This is a genomic window from Curtobacterium sp. 9128 (assembly GCF_900086645.1).
Classification (GTDB): Bacteria; Actinomycetota; Actinomycetes; order Actinomycetales; family Microbacteriaceae; genus Curtobacterium.
This window is the reverse complement of the sequence record NZ_LT576451.1, coordinates 3,097,738-3,117,758: the sequence shown is the minus strand read 5'-3', so window position 1 is coordinate 3,117,758 and position 20,021 is coordinate 3,097,738. Positions and strand designations below refer to the sequence as shown.

20 protein-coding genes are annotated in these 20,021 nt (G+C 69.7%); 14 read left to right on the top strand and 6 right to left on the bottom strand.

Features of this window, described 5'->3' with window-relative positions; translation table 11 throughout:
- Positions 1-54: 54 nt before the first annotated feature.
- The 6 genes from QK288_RS14820 to QK288_RS14795 all read left to right on the top strand — a co-directional run bounded on the left by QK288_RS14820 (position 55) and on the right by QK288_RS14795 (position 4,656).
- On the top strand, positions 55-492 hold the full coding sequence (locus QK288_RS14820; protein ID WP_281265048.1) for a PTS sugar transporter subunit IIA: 438 nt from the start codon (positions 55-57) through the stop codon (positions 490-492).
- Entirely contained in the window at positions 489-1,649 is a 1,161-nt protein-coding gene (locus QK288_RS14815) for a mannitol-1-phosphate 5-dehydrogenase (protein WP_281265047.1), read from the top strand. The genes QK288_RS14820 and QK288_RS14815 overlap by 4 nt, the downstream gene beginning before the upstream one ends.
- A 151-nt stretch (positions 1,650-1,800) precedes the next feature.
- Positions 1,801-2,718 (top strand): NADP-dependent oxidoreductase, encoded by a 918-nt coding sequence (locus tag QK288_RS14810; protein WP_281265046.1) that lies wholly within the window; start codon positions 1,801-1,803, stop codon positions 2,716-2,718.
- A 20-nt stretch (positions 2,719-2,738) separates the two neighbouring features.
- A complete protein-coding gene (locus QK288_RS14805; protein ID WP_281265045.1) occupies positions 2,739-3,227 on the top strand; it encodes a DUF805 domain-containing protein in 489 nt (162 codons plus the stop codon).
- A gap of 49 nt (positions 3,228-3,276) precedes the next feature.
- Complete coding sequence (locus QK288_RS14800; protein WP_281265044.1) at positions 3,277-4,023, top strand: DUF805 domain-containing protein; 747 nt, start codon at positions 3,277-3,279, stop codon at positions 4,021-4,023.
- A gap of 78 nt (positions 4,024-4,101) precedes the next feature.
- Positions 4,102-4,656: a DUF805 domain-containing protein gene (locus QK288_RS14795; RefSeq protein ID WP_281265043.1), complete on the top strand. Its 555-nt coding sequence runs from the start codon at positions 4,102-4,104 to the stop codon at positions 4,654-4,656.
- 63 nt (positions 4,657-4,719) lie between these two features.
- On the opposite strand, the gene QK288_RS14790 is transcribed toward QK288_RS14795, so the two are convergent.
- The 6 genes from QK288_RS14790 to QK288_RS14765 all read right to left on the bottom strand — a co-directional run bounded on the left by QK288_RS14790 (position 4,720) and on the right by QK288_RS14765 (position 10,251).
- A complete protein-coding gene (locus QK288_RS14790; protein WP_281265042.1) occupies positions 4,720-5,364 on the bottom strand; it encodes a TNT domain-containing protein in 645 nt (214 codons plus the stop codon).
- A 51-nt stretch (positions 5,365-5,415) separates the two neighbouring features.
- Positions 5,416-6,186: a succinate dehydrogenase iron-sulfur subunit gene (locus QK288_RS14785; protein WP_281265041.1), complete on the bottom strand. Its 771-nt coding sequence runs from the start codon at positions 6,184-6,186 to the stop codon at positions 5,416-5,418.
- Positions 6,186-7,979, bottom strand: coding sequence for a succinate dehydrogenase flavoprotein subunit (gene sdhA / locus QK288_RS14780; RefSeq protein ID WP_281265040.1), 1,794 nt, complete (start codon positions 7,977-7,979; stop codon positions 6,186-6,188). The genes QK288_RS14785 and sdhA overlap by 1 nt, the downstream gene beginning before the upstream one ends.
- A 47-nt stretch (positions 7,980-8,026) precedes the next feature.
- Positions 8,027-8,473: a succinate dehydrogenase, hydrophobic membrane anchor protein gene (gene sdhD, locus QK288_RS14775; RefSeq protein WP_281265039.1), complete on the bottom strand. Its 447-nt coding sequence runs from the start codon at positions 8,471-8,473 to the stop codon at positions 8,027-8,029.
- A 14-nt stretch (positions 8,474-8,487) separates the two neighbouring features.
- A complete protein-coding gene (gene sdhC / locus QK288_RS14770; RefSeq protein ID WP_281265038.1) occupies positions 8,488-8,937 on the bottom strand; it encodes a succinate dehydrogenase, cytochrome b556 subunit in 450 nt (149 codons plus the stop codon).
- Positions 8,938-9,012: 75 nt separating this feature from the next.
- On the bottom strand, positions 9,013-10,251 hold the full coding sequence (locus QK288_RS14765) for a glycosyltransferase family 1 protein (RefSeq protein ID WP_281265037.1): 1,239 nt from the start codon (positions 10,249-10,251) through the stop codon (positions 9,013-9,015).
- Between the two features lie 151 nt (positions 10,252-10,402).
- On the opposite strand from QK288_RS14765, the gene QK288_RS14760 reads away from it, so the two are divergent.
- The 8 genes from QK288_RS14760 to QK288_RS14725 all read left to right on the top strand — a co-directional run bounded on the left by QK288_RS14760 (position 10,403) and on the right by QK288_RS14725 (position 20,020).
- On the top strand, positions 10,403-11,515 hold the full coding sequence (locus tag QK288_RS14760) for a mannose-1-phosphate guanylyltransferase (protein ID WP_281265036.1): 1,113 nt from the start codon (positions 10,403-10,405) through the stop codon (positions 11,513-11,515).
- Positions 11,516-11,712: 197 nt separating this feature from the next.
- The gene (locus QK288_RS14755) at positions 11,713-12,786 is read left to right on the top strand and encodes a BMP family ABC transporter substrate-binding protein (RefSeq protein WP_281265035.1); all 1,074 of its coding nucleotides are present in this window, start codon (positions 11,713-11,715) and stop codon (positions 12,784-12,786) included.
- An 80-nt stretch (positions 12,787-12,866) separates the two neighbouring features.
- A complete protein-coding gene (locus QK288_RS14750; protein WP_281265034.1) occupies positions 12,867-14,387 on the top strand; it encodes an ABC transporter ATP-binding protein in 1,521 nt (506 codons plus the stop codon).
- 92 nt (positions 14,388-14,479) lie between these two features.
- Positions 14,480-15,733, top strand: a complete 1,254-nt coding sequence (locus QK288_RS14745) for an ABC transporter permease (protein WP_281267605.1) — start codon at positions 14,480-14,482, stop codon at positions 15,731-15,733.
- A 17-nt stretch (positions 15,734-15,750) separates the two neighbouring features.
- Positions 15,751-17,022, top strand: a complete 1,272-nt coding sequence (locus tag QK288_RS14740) for an ABC transporter permease (protein ID WP_281267604.1) — start codon at positions 15,751-15,753, stop codon at positions 17,020-17,022.
- Positions 17,023-17,038: 16 nt separating this feature from the next.
- A complete protein-coding gene (locus QK288_RS14735; protein WP_281265033.1) occupies positions 17,039-17,518 on the top strand; it encodes a cytidine deaminase in 480 nt (159 codons plus the stop codon).
- A gap of 1 nt (position 17,519) precedes the next feature.
- Entirely contained in the window at positions 17,520-18,806 is a 1,287-nt protein-coding gene (locus QK288_RS14730) for a thymidine phosphorylase (protein WP_281265032.1), read from the top strand.
- Positions 18,807-18,904: 98 nt separating this feature from the next.
- Positions 18,905-20,020 carry an adenosine deaminase gene (locus QK288_RS14725; protein ID WP_281265031.1) on the top strand — a complete coding sequence of 372 codons (1,116 nt, stop codon included), beginning with the start codon at positions 18,905-18,907 and terminating at the stop codon, positions 20,018-20,020.
- Position 20,021 lies beyond the last annotated feature (1 nt).

Here is a 20,021-nt window from a genome sequence, read left to right as displayed (position 1 = left end):
GGGTGGGCCACGGCCTGCCCCCTCCACCACGTCCACGAAGCAAGGAGAACACCCATGCCCGTCCTGCAGGAGAGCCAGATCCGCATCCACGCCGAGGACACCGCTCCGACCAAGTCGGAAGCGATGAAGGAGGCGGCCGAGATCCTCGAGGCTGCAGGCGCGGTCACCGGTGAGTACTACCCGGCGATGCTCGAGCGCGAGAAGAGCGTCTCGACGTACATGGGCAACTTCCTCGCCATCCCGCACGGCACCAACGACGCGAAGGACGCCATCAAGTCGTCCGCGCTGTCGTTCATCCGCTACGCGGCCCCGATCGACTGGGACGGCAACGAGGTGCGCTTCGTCGTCGGCATCGCCGGGGTGAACAACGAGCACCTCGACATCCTGTCCAAGATCGCGATCGTGTTCTCCGACGAGGACCAGGTCCAGGCGCTCACGGACGCGCCCGACGTCGCCGCGATCCTGGCCATCCTCGGCGAGGTCAACGAGTGACCGACCAGCGCACCGCCGTCCACTTCGGCGCGGGGAACATCGGCCGTGGCTTCGTCGGGCTGCTCCTGCACGAGGCCGGCTACGAGGTCGTCTTCGCCGACGTCGCCGCGCCGCTGATCGACGCCCTGGCCGCCGCCGACTCCTACACCGTGCACGAGGTCGGTGCCGGTGCCCGTGACCACGAGGTCACGGACTTCCGTGCACTGAACAGCGCCCAGGACGAAGCAGCCGTGGTCGCCGAGATCGCGGCGGCCGACATCGTCACCTGCGCCGTCGGTCCGAACGTCCTGAAGTTCATCGCCCCCGTGATCGCCGCGGCGCTGCAGGCACGACCGGCCGACGCCGCGCCGATCGCCGTGATGGCGTGCGAGAACGCCATCAACGCGACCGACCGCCTCCGCGAGTTCATCGTCGACGCACTGCCGTCGGACACCCGCGACCAGGCACTCGCGAAGGCCGTCTTCGCGAACACCGCCGTCGACCGCATCGTCCCGGCCCAGCCGGAGGGCGCCGGCCTCGACGTCACCGTCGAGACGTACTTCGAGTGGGCCATCGACCGCACGCCGTTCGGGGGCTCCGAGCCGGAGATCCCCGGCGTGCACTACGTCGACGGCCTCGCGGCGTCGATCGAGCGCAAGCTCTTCACGGTGAACACCGGGCACGCCACGGTCGCGTACCACGGGTTCCTCGCGGGAGCGGACAAGATCTCCGACGCCATCGCGATCCCCGCGGTCCGGTCCGAGCTCGAGTCGGTGCTCGCCGAGACGAGCGACCTCCTCGTCCGTCGCCACGAGATCGACCCAGAGGTGCACCGCGCCTACGTCCAGGCGATCATCGGTCGGTTCGAGAACCCGCACCTGCCGGACACGGTCACCCGCGTCGGTCGGCAGCCGCTCCGCAAGCTCTCGCGCGACGAGCGCTTCGTCTCGCCGGCAGCGGCACTCGCGGAGGACGGCACCGAGCCGGTCGCGCTCCTCGACGCGATGGGTGCTGCGCTCCGTTTCGACGTCCCCGACGACGAGCAGAGCGTCGAGCTGCAGGCGCTGCTCGCATCCGACAAGTCGGATGCCGACGTCGTGACCGAGATCACGGGTCTGGGTGCGGAACACCCGCTGCACGCGGCGTTCGCGGACCGCGTGCGCGTCGCGCGCTCCTAGCCACGCGCGGACTGGAGGCCCGGTGCCAGTTGGCACCGGGCCTCCGGCGCGCGCTCCGCATGTTGCGACGCGCCAGCGGCGCGCGGCGCCAGCGCCGGCCGAGCCTGCGAGGTCGGTTCGATGCTCGGCACGCGCGGGTACCGTCCGGGACATGACGACACAGTGGGTGGCGCCGCGTCCCGGCGGCAGCGAGGTCCTGGAAGCGATCGACGTGGAGGTCCCGGCGCCGGGACCCGGCGAGGTCACGATCGAGGTGCGCGCCGCTGGCATGAACCCCGCCGACACGAAGCACACCCGCGGAGGCGAGCCCTCCGCGTACCCGATGCCGATCGGCTACGAGGTCGCCGGGGTCGTCTCCGCCGTCGGACCCGACGTGTCGTTCGTGGTCGGCGACGAGGTCCTGGCCTTCCGCATCGCCGGCGGGTGGACGGCATCGCTCACGGTGCCCGCGGTCGACGTCTTCCGGAAGCCGGCATCGCTCGGGTTCCCGGAGGCTGCGAACCTGCTGCTCGCCGGGGCCACGGCGGCCGACGTGATCCGGGTCACCCGCGCCTCCGGCAACGACACGGTGCTCGTGCACGGCGCCTCGGGTGCCGTCGGGCTCAGTGTCCTGCAGCTGCTCCGTCCGCTCGGCGCCCGGGTGCTCGGCACCGCGTCGGAGCGTGGAGCAGCGACCGTCCGGCGGTACGGCGGCGAGTGGGTGCCGTACGGTGACGGGCTCGAGGACCGTGTGCGCGAGGCCGCCCCGACCGGGGTCGACGTCGCGATCGACTGTGTCGGGACCGACGAGGCCGTGGACGTCTCACTGGCACTCGTCGCCGACCGGAGCCGCATCGTCACGATCGCCGCGCAGGCCAGGGCGGCGGCGGACGGGTTCCCGGCGGTCGGCGGTGCCCAGCCGGAGAGCAAGGCGTTCCGGGACTCCGTCCGGCAGCGGCTGGTCGACCTCGCCGGAGCCGGGCAGCTCGACGTGCTGGTCGCGCGGACGTTCCCGTTGGCGTCGGCGCGCGAAGCCGCCGAACTGCTGGAGTCCGGGCACCCGGGTGGGAAGCTCGCACTCGTTCCCTGAGGATGTGCCAGGATCGCGGTGTGAGCGATCAGTATCCGCCGTACGGCCAGCCGAACCAGAACCCGTACGGGCAGAATCCGTACGGCCAGCAGCCGACCTCGGGCCAGCCGCCGCTGTGGGCGCCCTGGTACGGGATCCCGTTCCCGCAGGCCTTCCTGCGGTTCTGGAAGAAGTACGTCCGCTTCGACGGACGCGCCAGCCGCAGCGAGTTCTGGTTCTGGGCGCTCTGGTACGTCCTCGGCAACGTGGCGACCGGCATCGTCGGGGGCATCCTCAACGCGCTGCCGTTCATCGACAACGCGGACGACGGGCTGAGCAGCCTGTGGGCACTGGCGTGCGCGCTCGGGTTCATCGCGCTGACCGTCCGTCGCCTGCACGACGTGAACCTCAGCGGCCTGTTCGCGCTGCTCTTCATCATCCCGCCGATCGGTGTCCTGTTCTCGCTCATCGTCGGGCTGCTCGGGACGAACCCGCAGGGACAGCAGTACGACCGACCGGACCGCGGCTGACCCGACCCGCTCGGGGCCGGACACCGATCGACGCACGACAGGGGACAGTGTGAGCAACACCGATCCGACGCAGGGGCAGCAGGGGCCGTCCGGCCAGCAGCCGGGGCACGGCGGGCAGCAGGGCCGGCCGCAGTGGGGCCAGCCGCAGGACGGCGGTCAGCCGCAGTTCGGCAACCAGCCGCAGTACGGCGGCCAGCCGCACTACGGCGGCCAGCCGCACTACGGCGGCCAGCCGCAGTACGGCGGCCAGCAGGGGCAGCAATCGCAGCAGCCGTACGGGCAGCCCCAGTACGCGCAGCCGTACCCGACGTTCCCACCGATCCCCACCGGCCCCGGCGGCACGCCCCCGCTCTGGGCGCCGCACTACGGCATCGGGTTCCTCGGTGCGATCAAGCGCTTCTTCACGAAGTACGCGCGGTTCGACGGCCGCGCCAGCCGGAGCGAGTTCTGGTGGTGGCTCCTCGCCAACGCGATCGTGACGGTCGTGCTCTACGGCGGGTTCATCGCTGCGCTCATCACGTGGAGCGTCGCGAACAGCACGACGGACCAGTACGGGTACAGCCACACGACCGGGGCGCCGCCGTTCTGGGCGTTCGGACTCCTCTTCCTCTGGGGGATCTGGGGACTCGGGACGATCGTGCCGAGCCTCGCCCTCGGGTGGCGCCGGGTCCACGACGCGAACCTCGCCGGCCCGTTCTGGCTCATCTCGTTCGCCGCCGGATTCGCCGGGATCGTGTTCGGCTGCCTCGAGCCGAACCCGGCCGGTGCGCAGTACGACCGGCCCGACCAGCGGTAGTCGAGACTTCTTCGGACGGACGGGTGCCGTTCTGATTGACTCTGACAGGAGTATCAGCCGACACCCAGGGGGTCCACCATGACCGATCAGTACCCGTCCGACAATCCGTACGGGCAGCAGCCCGGACACACGCCGCAGTACGGTGCGCCCGCACCGACGGGGCCTGATGGCGAGCCGCCACTGTGGGCACCGTGGTACGGGATCTCCTTCGGGGGAGCCGTCCGCCGGTTCTTCAAGAAGTACGCCCGGTTCGACGGTCGTGCGAGCCGCAGCGAGTTCTGGTGGTGGTACCTCGCGAACGGCATCATCAGCATCGTGCTCGGCATTCTGCTCGGAGTGGGCGCCGCGACGTCGCAGATGACCACCGTGTCGAACGGCTACAGCACCGTGTCGACGATGCAGAGCCCCTCGGCGCTCTACGTCATCGTCGGGATCATCGCGACGATCTGGTTCCTCGCGATCATCGTGCCGACCATCGCGCTGTTCTGGCGCCGTCTGCACGACGCGAACCTCGCCGGACCGTTCTGGTTCCTCGGGTTCATCCCCGGTGTCGGCGGGATCATCCTCATCATCCTGGCGATCCTGCCGTCGAAGCCCGAGGGGCAGCGGTTCGACCAGCCCGGTCGCGGCTGACCGGTCAGACCACGAAGCAGGGCCCCAGCGTGTGCCGGGGCCCTGCTTCGTCGTGGGGAGGCGTCAGACCGCGCGGACGCGGACCAGGGACCCGTCGACGACGAGGTCGCGGATGGTCGTGGTCGGGTCGGCGATCTGGAAGCGGAGCGCGCCACCCGGCTGCTCGAACCACGGCTGCACGAACCGGACGGACACCAGGAACGGACGGTCGACGACGTAGCGGTGCACCTCGGGTGCCGCCGTGACGTGCGGGGGGAGCGACCGCGACGGCATCGGGGTGTCGAGCGGGTGCAGCAGGTACCCGTCCGGACCGCCGATGCGGTCGACCGGGACACCCGCCGGGATCTGGATGGTGAGGCCGTCCGGGCCCGCCTGCGACACCTGCTGCGCGAGCTGCGGGTACGTCGACGCTGCGCGGTCGCGGAGGCCGTCGAGCTCGTGCCGCTGGATGTCGCGCGGCGCGGGGAACGGACGGTTCAGGAACCGGCGGAGCATCTCGACCGCGTCCGACTCGCCGCGAGCCGTCGCCAGACGTCGCGCGGTGCCGTAGTCGACGACCTCGAGCGCGAAGGTGTCCGCGCCATCGGCCGGCACGAGGCGCAGCGCACCCTCCACTGGAGGCTCGTGCAGTGTCTCTCCGGGGAGCTGCACGTAGCGGATCGTGTAGCCGAGCTGGTCGAGGATGGGGCGGGTGTCCGCGAACGTCATGAGCGGGAGCCTAGTGGTCTGACCTCTGCCGATCCTGGTGCCGCGACGGACCTATGCCCGACCACGCATGACCGCCTGCTTGACCTCCGAGATCGCCTTGGTGACCTGGATGCCGCGGGGGCAGGCGTCGGTGCAGTTGAAGGTCGTGCGGCAGCGCCAGACGCCTTCCTTGTCGTTGAGGATGTCGAGGCGCACGTCGGCCGCGTCGTCGCGCGAGTCGAAGATGAAGCGGTGCGCGTTGACGATCGCGGCCGGACCGAAGTACTGGCCGTCGGTCCAGAACACCGGGCAGGACGACGTGCACGCTGCGCAGAGGATGCACTTCGTGGTGTCGTCGAAGCGGGCACGGTCGGCGACGGACTGTACGCGCTCCTTGCCCTTCTCCGGCGTGGAGTTCGCCTGCAGGAACGGCTGGACCTCTCGGAAGGACTTGAAGAACGGCTCCATGTCGACGACGAGGTCCTTCTCGAGCGGCAGGCCCTTGATCGCCTCGACGTAGATCGGCTTCGACACGTCGAGGTCCTTGATGAGGGTCTTGCACGCCAGACGGTTGCGCCCGTTGATGCGCATCGCGTCGGAGCCGCACACGCCGTGCGCGCAGGAGCGGCGGAAGGTCAGTGACCCGTCCTGCTCCCACTTGATCTGGTGCAGCGCGTCGAGGATGCGGTCGGTCGGCAGCATCATGACGTCGAAGTCCTGCCACCGCGGCTCGTCGTCGACGTCCGGGTCGAAGCGCCGGACGATGATCGTGACGGGGAACGACCCGGGAGGTGCTGTCGCCGCGTCGGTGCGGGGGGCGTCGGAGACCAGGGCGTCGGTCATCAGTACTTCCTCTCCATCGGCTCGTACCGCGTCACGACGACGGGCTTCCAGTCGAGCGTGATGTGGTCGTCGGCGAGTGACGAGTGCGGGTCGCCCGTCAGGTACGCCATGGTGTGCTGCATGTAGTTCTCGTCGTCGCGCTTCGGGTAGTCGTCGCGCATGTGGCCGCCGCGGGACTCCTTGCGGTTGCGTGCCGAGTAGACGACGACCTCGGCGAGGTCGAGCAGGAACCCGAGTTCGACGGCCTCGAGCAGGTCGGTGTTGAAACGCTTGCCCTTGTCCTGCACGGCGACGTTCATGTACCGGTTGCGCAGCGTGTGGATGGTCTCGGTGACGCGTGCGAGCGACTCGTCGGTGCGGAACACCTGCGCGTTCTTGTCCATCTCCTCCTGCAGCTCCTTGCGGAGCGCGGCGACGCGTTCGGTGCCGGTGGAGGCGCGGAGCTGTTCGAGCATGCCGCGGACGTTCGCGGCCGGGTCCTCGGGCAGGGGCAGGAACTCCGCCGTCTTGACCCACTCGGCAGCGTTGTTGCCGGACCGCTTGCCGAACACGTTGATGTCGAGGAGCGAGTTGGTGCCGAGACGGTTCGACCCGTGCACGGAGACGCACGCGCATTCGCCGGCGGCGTACATGCCCGGCACGACGTGGTCGTTGTCGGACAGGACCTCGGCGTTGGTGTTCGTCGGGATGCCGCCCATCGCGTAGTGCGCGGTCGGCATCACGGGCACCGGCTCGGTCACGGGGTCGACGCCGAGGTAGGTGCGGGCGAACTCGGTGATGTCCGGGAGCTTGGTCTCGAGGACCTCGGCACCGAGGTGCGTGCAGTCGAGCAGCACGTAGTCCTTGTTCGGGCCGGCGCCCCGGCCCTCCGCCACTTCCTGCACCATGCACCTCGCCACGATGTCGCGTGGGGCGAGGTCCTTGATGGTGGGGGCGTAGCGCTCCATGAAGCGCTCACCAGAGGCGTTGCGGAGGATCGCGCCCTCGCCGCGGGCGCCCTCGGTCAGCAGGATGCCGAGTCCGGCGAGCCCGGTCGGGTGGAACTGGAAGAACTCCATGTCCTCGAGCGGCAGACCCGTCCGCCACACGATGCCGACGCCGTCACCGGTGAGGGTGTGCGCGTTGGACGTCGTCTTGTACATCTTGCCGAAGCCGCCGGTGGCGAAGATCATCGCCTTGGCGTGGAAGACGTGCAGCTCGCCGGTCGCGAGCTCGAACGCCACGACGCCGGCGGGCTGCTTGCGGGTGACGCCGTCCTCGCCGACGACGTCCACCATGATGAGGTCGAGCGCGTAGAACTCGTTGAAGAAGTTCACGCCGAGCTTCACGCAGTTCTGGAACAGCGTCTGCAGGATCATGTGGCCGGTGCGGTCGGCGGCGTAGCAGGCCCGGCGGACGGGGGACTTGCCGTGGTCGCGGGTGTGGCCGCCGAAGCGACGCTGGTCGATCTTGCCCTCTGGGGTGCGGTTGAACGGCAGGCCCATGTTCTCGAGGTCGATGACCGCGTCGATGGCTTCCTTCGCGAGGATCTCGGCGGCGTCTTGGTCGACCAGGTAGTCACCGCCCTTGATCGTGTCGAACGTGTGCCACTCCCACGAGTCCTCTTCGACGTTCGCGAGCGCGGCCGCCATGCCGCCCTGCGCCGCACCGGTGTGCGAGCGGGTCGGGTACAGCTTCGAGATGACCGCGGTGTTCGCCTTCGGGCCGGCTTCGATCGCGGCACGCATGCCCGCGCCGCCCGCGCCGATGATGACGATGTCGAACTGGTGGTGATGGACGGTGATGTCGGTCACGTGGATCTCTCGAGTCAGGGGTGCAGAGGAAGAAGCGGTGGGTCGCGCTACTGCGCCGGGCAGAACGACGGCAGGTCGGCGGCGGCAGCGCCCGCGGGGCACGGGTCGAAGGTCCAGCAGACCAGCGTGCCGAGGACGATCAGCAGGACGCACGCGACCAGGATGGCGACGAGCAGCGTCTTGCGGATGCCGGGCTTCGACACGTAGTCGTTGACGATCGTGCGCATGCCGTTCGAGCCGTGGATCAGCGCGAGCCAGAGCATGAGGGTGTCCCACACCTGCCAGAACGGGCTGGCCCACTTGCCGGCGACGAAGGCGAAGTCGATCTGCTTGACCCCTTCGCCCGCGACCATGTTCACGAACAGGTGGCCGAAGATCAGGACGACGAGCAGGACGCCGGATCCGCGCATGTAGATCCAGCCCCACTTCTCCCAGTTGGTGGAGCGGCGGGCGGCCTCGGAGCTGCGAGGGGGTGCGATGGTGTCGGTGGTCATGTGGTGCCCCCTGGTCAGTGGAAGTCGGCGACGAGGTTCATGAGCTGGCGCGGCAGGAAGCCCGCGATCGCGATCGCCCACAGGACGATGACGATCCAGAACATGGCCCGCTGGTACTTCGGCCCCTTGGACCAGAAGTCGACCAGGATGATGCGCAGCCCGTTGAACGCGTGGAAGACGATCGCCATCACGAGGGCGATCTCACCGAGGTTCATGATCGGGGTCTTGTACGTGCCGATGACCGCGTTGTAGGCCTCTGGCGACAGGCGCACGAGCGCGGTGTCGAGGATGTGCACGAGCAGGAAGAAGTAGATCGCGACGCCGGTGATGCGGTGCAGGACCCACGACCACATACCGGTGCTGCCGCGGTACAGCGTCCCCTTGGGGGTCCGAGACGCGCGGGGCGCCTCGATGGTCACCTGTGGCACGGCTGTCGCCGTACTCCCTGCGGTCTGCTCGGCCATGAGCTCGCCCTCCGTTGAGACCGGGGCGCCGATCGGCGCACCGTTGCCGTCGTGTTCGTGTGGAACACGACCATCCTATGACCGGGAGCTGACCTTCTCGTTCCACTCGGCTCGGACACCCCGTGCGGCGGCGGGCGGCGCGCCGATGTTCCTCGCCGTGTCGTGGTGCGCCAGCAGCTGGTCGCCGACCGCCTCCCACGTGGTGCCCTCCACCCGCAGCCGCCCGGCCGACCCCATGCGCGCGGCGCGGTCCCGGTCGAGGTGCAGTCCGACGACCGCCTGCCGGAGCGCCTGCGGGACCTCCGGGTCGTAGAGCTCGCCGTCGAGCCCCGGCGCGACGAGGTCGAGCGGCCCACCGGATGCCGGCGCCACCACCGGCAGGCCGGTGGCGTGCGCCTCCTGCAGCGTCTGCCCGAAGGTCTCCGCCGGTCCGGTGTGCACGAACACGTCGAGTGCCGCGTACGCATCCGCGAGGGCGTCGCCGCGCAGCGGACCGGTGAAGGTCACGTCGAGGTGGCGGAGCCGTCGCTCCAGTGCCTGCCTGGAGGGCCCCCCTCCCGCGACCACGATCCTGATGCCCGGGATGCCGCCGAGCTCGGCGAGCCGTTCGACCTCCTTCTCCGGTGCGAGCCGGCCCACGTACCCCACGACGGTCTCGCCGCGCGGAGCGAGTCGCCTCCGGAACGCGCGGACGTGCGCCGACTGCCGTCGCGACGGGTGGAACAGGTCGGTGTCAACGCCGCGACCCCATCGCGTGACGCGCGGGACGCCGTCCGCGGCCAGCATGGCCGCGGTCGCGGACGACGGCGCGAGCGTCAGCGACGCGCCCTGGTGGATCCGGGCGAGCACCCGTCTCGCCAACGGGGCGGCCGCTGCCAGGCCGTTGCGGCGGGCGAACCCGGCCACGTCGGTCTGGAACACGGCGACGGACGGGATGCCGAGCCTCCCGGCCGCCGTGATCGCACGCCCACCCAGCAGGAGCGGACTGGCTGCGTGCAGTACGTCGGCGCCGGACGCGGCGAGGATCGTGTCGAGGACCGGGTGGGGGAGGGCGACCGGGAACTGGCGGTAGGCGACCGCCGGTACACGGTGCACGTCGAACCCGCGGTACCGCTCGAGCTCGGTGCGGGATCGCCAGGCTGCGAGACCGGGGGCGTCCGGCGCGATGACGACCGCGCGGTGGCCACGGCGCTCCAGGTGGTCGAGGACCGCCAGGACGCTGGTGGTCACGCCGTTGAGGGTGGGCAGGAAGCTCTCGGTCACGACGGCGACGGTCCGCTGGACCTGGCCGCGCTCCACGCTGCGTGCGTTCATGGCACTCGCCATGCTCCGCGGCGCACGTGACGCGGACGGGGGCCGCACGGTGAACGGCGCGTTCGGCGGGGGTGAACAGGTCGTGCGGCTTCCCGCACATCCGAGCGGTCGGTACCCAGGAACGGCGGCGACCGGACGGTACGGTGAGCGAGTGGCTGACCCTCTCGACGACTTCTACGCGATCATCCCCGCCGGTGGGATCGGTTCGCGCCTCTGGCCGCTGTCGCGCGCCGACGCCCCGAAGTTCCTCCACGACCTGACCGGCTCGGGCACCTCGCTCCTCCGGCAGACGTGGGACCGCCTCGCGCCGCTGTCCGGGGACCAGCGGATCATGGTGGTGACCGGGCGTGCCCACCGGGTCGCGGTCGAGTCGCAGCTGCCGGGCATCCACGACCACAACGTCGTGCTCGAGAGCGAGCCGAAGGACTCGACGGCCGCCATCGGTCTGGCCGCAGCGATCCTCCGCCGGCGCGAGCCCGACGTGGTCATCGGGTCGTTCGCCGCCGACCACGTCATCGGCGACGCCCGCGGGTTCCGTCGGTCGGTGCGCGAAGCGGTGCTCGCGGCCCGCGCCGGCTACGTGACGACCATCGGCATCACGCCGTCCGAGCCGGCGATCGGGTTCGGGTACATCCACGCGGGCGACTCGCTCGGCATCGACACCGCCCCGCGTGCGCACGCCGTGCTGGACTTCGTCGAGAAGCCCGACCTCGACACCGCGACGGGGTACCTCGCCGACGGCAGCTACCTCTGGAACGCCGGCATGTTCATCGCCCGCGCCGACGTGCTCCTCGCCGAGATCGGTCGGAACGAGCCCGACCTGCTCGCCGGCATCGAGGAACTCGCCGCCGCGTGGGACACCTCGTCCCGCGGCGCCGTCGTCGACGCGATCTGGCCGGGGCTGAAGAAGATCGCGATCGACTACTCCGTCGCCGAGCCGGCCGCCGCCGCCGGTCGGCTCGCCGTGGTCCCCGGCGACTTCGACTGGGACGACGTCGGCGACTTCGCGTCCCTCGCGAAACTGCAGTCCGGTGGGCGGACGAACAACCTCGCGGTGCTCGGCGACAACGCCCGCATCCTGGCCGACTCGTCGAGCGGCATCGTCGTCGCGCACAGCCAGCGGCTCATCTCGCTCATCGGCGTCGAGGACATCGTCGTCGTGGACACCCCCGATGCGCTCCTCGTCACGACGAGCGCGAACGCCCAGCGGGTCAAGGGTGTGGTGGATGCACTGAAGATCAGCGGCCGGGACGACGTCCTGTAGCGCTCCACCACGAAATCCCCCGAACTGGGGACACCGGCGTTGCGCCGCGTTACGGGCCTGTTACGACGCGGTCGCGATCCCGTAACCGATCATCCGGGTGGTCGGAACGGGCTCTGTACCGGCCGGGCGGTCGTGTACTGTCGCCACGATCGCCCGGTGCGCAGTGACCCGGGCCCTTGCTCCCGGAGGAACATCCCGTGTCATCTCGTACCCGTCAGATCGCACTCAGCGGCCTCGCGCTCCTCGGCACCGTCGCCGTCCTGGCCGGCTGCTCCGCCGCTCCGTCCGACTCCTCGTCGGCGAAGTCCACCGACTTCCGCCCGTGCATGGTGTCGGACTCCGGCGGATTCGACGACAAGTCCTTCAACCAGCTCGGCTACGAGGGGCTCAAGGACGCCGCCAAGGAGCTCGGCGCGACCTACAAGTCGGCGGAGTCGAAGGACTCGACGGTCTACGACTCGAACATCGAGCAGCTCATCAACCAGAACTGCAAGCTCATCGTGACGGTCGGCTTCAACCTCGCCGACGCCACGAAGAAGCAGGCGGCGGCGAACCCCGACACGGACTTCGCGATCATCGACGACAACTCGATCGACGCCAAGAACGTCAAGCCGATCACGTTCGACACCTCGCAGGCGGCTTTCCTCGCCGGCTACGCGGCCGCGTCGTACTCCAAGAGCGGCGTCGTCGGCACCTTCGGCGGCATGCAGATCCCGACCGTCACCATCTTCATGGACGGCTTCGCGGACGGCGTGAAGTACTACAACGAGCAGAAGAAGAAGGACGTCAAGGTCGTCGGCTGGGACGTCGACAGCCAGAAGGGCTCCTTCACCGGTGGCTTCGAGGCCGGCACGCAGGCCAAGTCGGTCGCGCAGACGCTCCTCGACCAGAACGCCGACGTGATCCTGCCCGTCGGTGGCCCGATCTACCAGTCTGCGGCCGAGGCGATCAAGGACGCGAACGACGGTTCCGTGCTCATCGGTGCGGACAGCGACCTCTACGAGGCGGACCCCCGCTACAAGGACATCGCGCTGACCTCGGTCGAGAAGGGCATGCGCCCGGCGACCAAGGACGTCGTCGAGCAGGCCGCCAAGGGTGACTTCTCGAAGACCCCGTACGTCGGCACGCTGAAGAACGACGGCGTCGGCATCGCGCCGTTCCACGACTACGAGTCGAAGGTCGACTCGGGTCTGCAGAAGGAGCTGGACACCATCAAGTCCGGCATCATCGACGGCTCGATCAAGGTCGAGACGAAGGCGACCGTCAAGTAGCACGATGTGATGCGGGCGGGGGAGCAGTCCTCCGCCCGCATTCCCGTGCGCTCCGCAGCGACAGAAACGTAAACCCCGACATGAAGCTCGAGCTCCGCGGCATCACCAAGCGGTTCGGCCCCTTGGTCGCGAACGACCACATCTCCCTCACCGTCGAACCGGGCGAGGTGCACTGCCTCCTCGGCGAGAACGGTGCTGGCAAGTCCACCCTGATGAACGTGCTCTACGGCATGTACCAGGCCGAAGAGGGCGAGATCCTCCTGGACGACGTCGTCCAGGACTTCGACGGCCCCGGCGACGCCATGCGTGCCGGCATCGGCATGGTCCACCAGCACTTCATGCTCGTCCCGGTCTTCACCGTGGCCGAGAACGTCATGCTCGGACAGGAGGAGACGTCCTTCGGCGGCCGCCTCGACCTCGCCGGCGCCCGGAAGCGCGTCCGCGAGATCTCCGAGCGGTTCGGTTTCGACGTCGACCCGGACGCGAAGGTCGAGGACCTGCCCGTCGGCGTGCAGCAGCGCGTCGAGATCATCAAGGCGCTCTCCCGCGACGCGTCCGTGCTGGTGTTCGACGAGCCGACGGCCGTCCTCACCCCGCAGGAGACCGACGAGCTGATGGGCATCATGCGCCAGCTCCGTGAAGCCGGCACCGCGATCGTCTTCATCACCCACAAGCTCCGTGAGGTCCGCGAGGTGGCGGACCGCATCACGGTGATCCGGCTCGGCAAGGTCGTGGGCGAGGCATCGCCGACCGCGACGAACAACGAGCTCGCAGCGCTCATGGTCGGCCGAGCAGTGTCGCTCGTCGTCGAGAAGGAGCCCGCGACCGGCGGCGAGGACGCCCTCGTCGTCGAGCACGTCACCGTCACCGACCCGTCCGGCATCGTGCTCGTCGACGACGTCTCGTTCACCGTGCGACGTGGTGAGGTCCTCGCGATCGCCGGCGTGCAGGGCAACGGCCAGACCGAGCTCACCGAGGCGATCATCGGCCTCGAGCACATGCGTTCCGGCCGGATCACCCTCGACGGCCGCGAGATCAGCGGCCGCAGCGTCAAGCAGATCCTCGACGCCGGGGTCGGGTTCGTCCCCGAGGACCGGAAGGAGGACGGGCTCGTCGGTGAGTTCACGATCGCCGAGAACCTGATGCTCGACCGCGCCGACCACGCCGAGTTCGTCCGCGCCGGCACCATCCGGTCGGCCGAGCGCGACGCGTTCGCCGACGAGAAGATCGCCGAGTTCGACATCCGCACGCCTTCGCGCACCACCGCCGCCGGTCGGCTGTCCGGCGGCAACCAGCAGAAGATCGTGCTGGCACGCGAGCTGAGCCGCGAACTGCGCCTCTTCGTCGCCGCCCAGCCCACGCGCGGCATCGACGTCGGGTCGATCGAGTTCGTGCACAAGCGCATCGTCGCCACCCGCGACACCGGTGTCCCGGTCATCGTCGTCTCCACGGAGCTCGACGAGGTCGTGGCGCTCGCCGACCGCATCGCCGTCATGTACCGCGGCGCGATCATCGGCATCGTCCCCGCGGACACCCCGCGTGACGTCCTCGGCCTCATGATGGCCGGGGAGCTTCCCGAAGGAACGGAGCTGGCAGCGTGAGCAACACGCCAGAGAACACGCAGCCGGCGCAGGCCGGGGACGAGCTGCCCACCGACGACCGCATCCAGGACGTCGAGGGCACGCCGCACCTGATGACGGACTCCGCCGCCGACACCGAGCGCCGTGCCGGCGACTCGGGCGGCGACCGCTGGAACACCGCGCTGCAGAGCATCCTGAACGGCTCCGTCCTCGTCACGGTCCTCGCGATCGTGCTCGCGCTCGTGGCGTGCGGCATCCTCATCGCGGTGACGGACCCCGCCGTGCAGCAGGCCGCCGGGTACTTCTTCGCCCGTCCGGCCGACACTTTCCGGGCGATCTGGACCGCCGTCGGCGGCTCGTACGCCTCGCTGTTCCAGGGCTCGGTCGTCAACTTCGGCGCGAGTTCGTTCGCGCAGGCGATCGTCCCGATCACCCGGTCGATCGACTACGCCGTCCCGCTCATCGCCGCGGGTCTCGGCATCGCGCTGTCGTTCCGCGCCGGCCTCTTCAACATCGGTGGCCAGGGGCAGATCCTGATGGGTGCCGCGGCCGCCGGGTGGGTCGGGTTCGCGTTCGACATGCCCGCGATCATCCACATCCCCCTGACCATCGTCGCCGGCATCGTCGGCGGCGCGGTGTGGGGCGGCATCGTCGGTGTGCTGAAGGCGCGGACCGGTGCGAACGAGGTCGTCCTGACGATCATGCTCAACTACGTCGCGCTGTACCTGGTCAGCTACCTGCTCCGCACTCCGGGGCTGCTGCAGGCACCGGGGAGCCCGAACCCGATCTCGCCCGCCATGAAGGACTCCGCGGTGCTGCCGGCGCTGTTCGGTCCGCGCTACGGCGTCGACCTCGGGTTCGTCGTCGCGATCATCGCCGTCGTCGTCGTGTGGTGGCTCGTCAACAAGTCGTCGCTCGGCTTCCGGTTCCGCACGATCGGTGAGAACCCGCGTGCGGCACGCGTCGCCGGCATGAGCGTCCCGTCGCTGACCATCTGGGTGCTCGTCATCTCCGGTGCCCTCGTCGGCATCGCCGGGGCGTACCAGGTGCAGGGCGCCGTGACGAGTGGCTTCACGTCGAACATCGACGCGGGCATCGGTTTCGACGCCATCACCGTGGCGCTCCTCGGCCGCTCGAAGCCGTGGGGCACCTTCTGGGCGGCGATCCTGTTCGGCGTGCTGAAGAACGGTGGCTACGCGATGCAGGCCGCCAACGGCATCCCGATCGACATCGTCGGTGTCATCCAGGCCCTCATCGTCCTGTTCATCGCGGCACCGCCGCTCGTCCGCGCGATCTTCCGGATCCCGCAGCCGGGCGCCCGCCGCAAGGTCTCCAAGAAGTCCCAGCGGAAGGCAGTCGCCGCGTGAGCACCATCAGCCCCTCCATGCCCTCCGGAGCGGAGACGCTGGCCGACCGCGCCGTCGAGTCCACCCGCAGCTGGAAGGCCCCGATCGCATTCGCCGTCTTCACGGTCGTCGCGTTGGTGTTCTTCGTCCTGCTCGGCCGCGACGGTTCTGCGACGTTCCGCCTCGCGAACGCGGGCGACTTCGTCCAGCTGCCGGACGTGCAGCTCCCCGCCACGGGGACCGGCATCACCGTCACCGTCCTGCTCGCCCTGGCGACCGTGTACGCGTTCGTCCAGTCGAACGGGTACCGGAGGGTCCCGCTCTGGGTCACCTCGGTCTTCGCCATCCTGTTCGTCGTCGGGTTCCTCACCTGGGCGGCGGCCGGTGCGACGATCCCGCTTCCAGGGCTGCTCGTCGGGGCGCTCGGCCTGAGCGTCCCGCTGGTCTTCGGTGCCCTCGGCGGTGTGATCTCGGAGCGTGTGGGCGTCGTGAACATCGCGATCGAGGGCCAGTTCCTCGCCGGGGCGTTCGTCTCCGCGATGATCGGCTCGCTCACCGGTTCCGCATGGGTCGGTCTCGTCGGTGCGCTCGTCGCCGGTGTCCTGGTGTCGTTCGTCCTCGCGACGTTCAGCATCAAGTACCTCGTCGACCAGGTCATCGTCGGTGTCGTCATCAACGCGTTCATCTCCGGACTGACCGGCTTCCTCTACTCGCAGGTGCTCTCCCCGGCCGAGCAGACGCTCAACGTCGGCATCCGGTTCCCGGTCCTGCCGATCCCGGTCCTGCACCAGATCCCGGTCATCGGCCCGGTCTTCTTCGAGCAGAACGTCATCGTGTACCTGGCCTACATCGCGGTCGCGGTCGTGACCTTCGCCCTGTTCAAGACGCGATGGGGCCTCCGGCTCCGCGCGGTCGGCGAGCACCCGCAGGCGGCGGACACCGTCGGCATCAACGTGCTCAGCACGCGGTTCTGGAACGTCTCGCTCGCCGGTGCCATCGCGGGGCTCGGTGGCGCGTACTTCACGCTCGGCTCCGTCGGGCCGTTCGCCAAGGACATGACCGCAGGGGCCGGCTACATCGCCCTCGCCGCGGTCATCTTCGGCCGCTGGGACCCGATCCGCGCGACGCTCGCTGCGCTGCTGTTCGGCTTCGCGTCGAACCTGCAGAACGTCCTCGGGTCGATCAACTCGCCCGTCCCGAGCGAGTTCCTGCTCATGCTGCCCTACGTGGTGACGATCTTCGCGGTGGCCGGCCTGGTCGGGCAGTCGCGCGGTCCCGCCGCGTCCGGCAAGCCGTACATCAAGAGCTAGCCGGGAGGCTCGGCACATGACCGACACGAACGCATCAGGTGACCAGGGGGTCACCGACACCGCCGCTGCGGACGCGGCCACGAGCCTCCCGTCCGATCTGGACTGGGCGTCACTGCGTGACGCGGCCACGGCCGCGATGCGGCACGCCTACGCGCCGTACTCGTCGTTCCCGGTGGGCGCTGCCGCGCTCACCGACGACGGCAGGATCGTGTCCGGCTGCAACGTCGAGAACGCCTCGTACGGGGTGACCCTCTGTGCGGAGTGCTCGCTCGTCTCGCAGCTGCACATGACCGGCGGCGGCAAGCTCGTCGCGTTCACCTGCGTGGACGGCGACGGCGCGACGCTCATGCCGTGCGGTCGGTGCCGGCAGCTGCTGTTCGAGCACTCGGCCGAGGGCATGCTGCTCGAGACCGTCTCCGGGATCCGCACCATCGACGAGGTGCTCCCGGACGCCTTCGGGCCGCGCACCCTCGTCACGTACCAACAGGAGCACTGACATGGCCGTCGAGCCCTTCGACACCGTCGACCTCATCCGCACGAAGCGTTCGGGTGCCGCATTGAGCACCCCGGAGATCGACTGGCTCGTGGACGCCTACACGCGCGGCTACGTCGAGGACCCGCAGATGGCGGCCCTCGCGATGGCGATCTTCCTGAACGGCATGGAGCGTCGGGAGATCAAGGACCTGACGCTCGCGATGATCGCGTCGGGGGAGCGGATGTCGTTCTCCTCGCTCGGCAAGACGACCGTGGACAAGCACTCCACCGGTGGTGTCGGCGACAAGATCACGCTGCCGCTCGCACCGCTCGTGGCGTCGTTCGGGGTGGCGGTGCCGCAGCTGTCCGGCCGTGGGCTCGGGCACACCGGGGGCACGCTCGACAAGCTCGAGTCGATCCCGGGGTGGCAGGCGTCGCTGTCGAACGACCGCATGATGTCGATCCTCTCCGACGTCGGAGCGGTCATCTGCGCGGCCGGGTCAGGCCTCGCTCCCGCCGACAAGAAGCTCTACGCGCTCCGGGACATCACCGGCACCGTCGAGTGCATCCCGCTCATCGCGTCGAGCATCATGTCGAAGAAGATCGCCGAGGGCACCGGTGCGCTCGTGCTGGACGTGAAGTTCGGATCCGGGGCGTTCATGCCGACGTACGAGGCGTCCAGGGAACTCGCGCAGACGATGGTCGACCTCGGGAAGGACGCAGGGGTCGCCACCTCGGCGCTCCTGACCGACATGGAGGTCCCGCTCGGCCTGACGATCGGCAACGCGCTCGAGGTGCGGGAGTCGATCGAGGTGCTGGAGGGCGGTGGACCGTCGGACGTCGTGTCGCTGACGCTCTCGCTCGCCTCCGAGATGCTGCGGCTCGCTGGTCTGCCGGACGCGGACCCGGCTGCGGCGCTCGCCGACGGCCGCGCGATGGACACCTGGCGGCGGATGATCTCGGCGCAGGGCGGCGACCCGTCCGCCGCGCTCCCGGTGGCCCGCGAGCAGCACGTCGTCACCGCGCCGTCCTCCGGCGTGCTCGTGACGCAGGAAGCCCTGCCGTTCGGTGTGTCGGCGTGGCGTCTCGGTGCTGGTCGAGCCCGTGCGCAGGACCCGGTCCAGGCGGGTGCCGGCATCGAGCTGCACGTGAAGCCCGGCGATGCGGTCGTCGAGGGGCAGCCGCTCTGGACCCTGCACACGGACGAGGAGTCCCGGATCCCGCGCGCGCTCGAGGTGCTCGACGGGGCCTGGTCGATCGGGACGTCCGCTCCCGAGCGTGGACCGATCGTCCGTGAGCGCCTGACGTGAGCCGGTCCGCTCACATGTAGCGAGCCTCCAGTCAGTTCTCCACAAACCTGTGGGACGTCACGGGCGAGGCGGGCGCGACCACCGATAGCCTGGTCGTCATGAGCGCCCACGACGCCCCCACGTACCGACTGCCCGACGCGGGTGCCGTGATCAACGACCTGCCGAAGGTCTCGCTGCACGACCACCTCGACGGCGGACTCCGCCCCGAGACGATCGTCGAGCTCGCCTCGGACGGCGGCATCGACCTGCCGACCACCGACCCGGCCGAGCTCGGCCAGTGGTTCGCCGACCAGTCGAACTCCGGTTCGCTCGTCGAGTACCTCAAGACCTTCGACGTCACCACCAGCGTGATGCAGACCGCGCACGGCCTGACCCGCGTCGCCCGCGAGTTCGTGGAGGACCTCGTCGCCGACGGCGTCGTCTACGGCGAGATCCGTTGGGCTCCCGAGCAGCACCTGCAGGGCGGCCTGACGCTCGACCAGACGGTGGAAGCCGTGCAGGCGGGCATCGAGGAAGCGGTCGTCGCAGCGGACGGTGCGATCCGCGTCGGGCAGCTCGTGACGGCCATGCGCCACGCGGACCGTGCGCTCGAGATCGCCGAGCTCGCCGTCCGCCACCGTGATCACGGCGTCGTCGGGTTCGACATCGCCGGGGCCGAAGCCGGGTTCCCCGCGTCGAACCACCGCGCGGCGTTCGACCACCTCGCTTCCGAGCTCTTCCCGGTCACCGTGCACGCCGGTGAGGCGGACGGCATCGCCTCGATCCGTTCGGCGCTCGTCGACGGCCGGGCCCTGCGGCTCGGGCACGGCGTCCGCCTGTTCGAGGACATCCAGCTCTCGGACGCCGGTGACGGTTCGACGCTCGCCTCCCTCGGCGAGGTCGCTTCGTGGGTCCGCGACCGGGAGATCCCGCTCGAGCTCTCGCCGCAGTCGAACCTGCAGACCGGGGCGATCGCGGCGTGGGGCGACGACCTCGCCGACCACCCGTTCGACGTGCTGTACCAGCTCGGCTTCCGGGTCACGGTGAACACCGACAACCGCCTGATGAGCAACACCTCGCTCAGCAAGGAGCTCGCGCTCCTGGCCGGCACCTTCGGCTACGACCTCGACGACCTGGCCGCGTTCCAGATCAACGCGGCGCTCGGTTCGTTCCTGCCGCTCGAAGACCGCGAGGAGATCATCTCCATCATCACGACCGGGTACGCGGAGGCCTGAT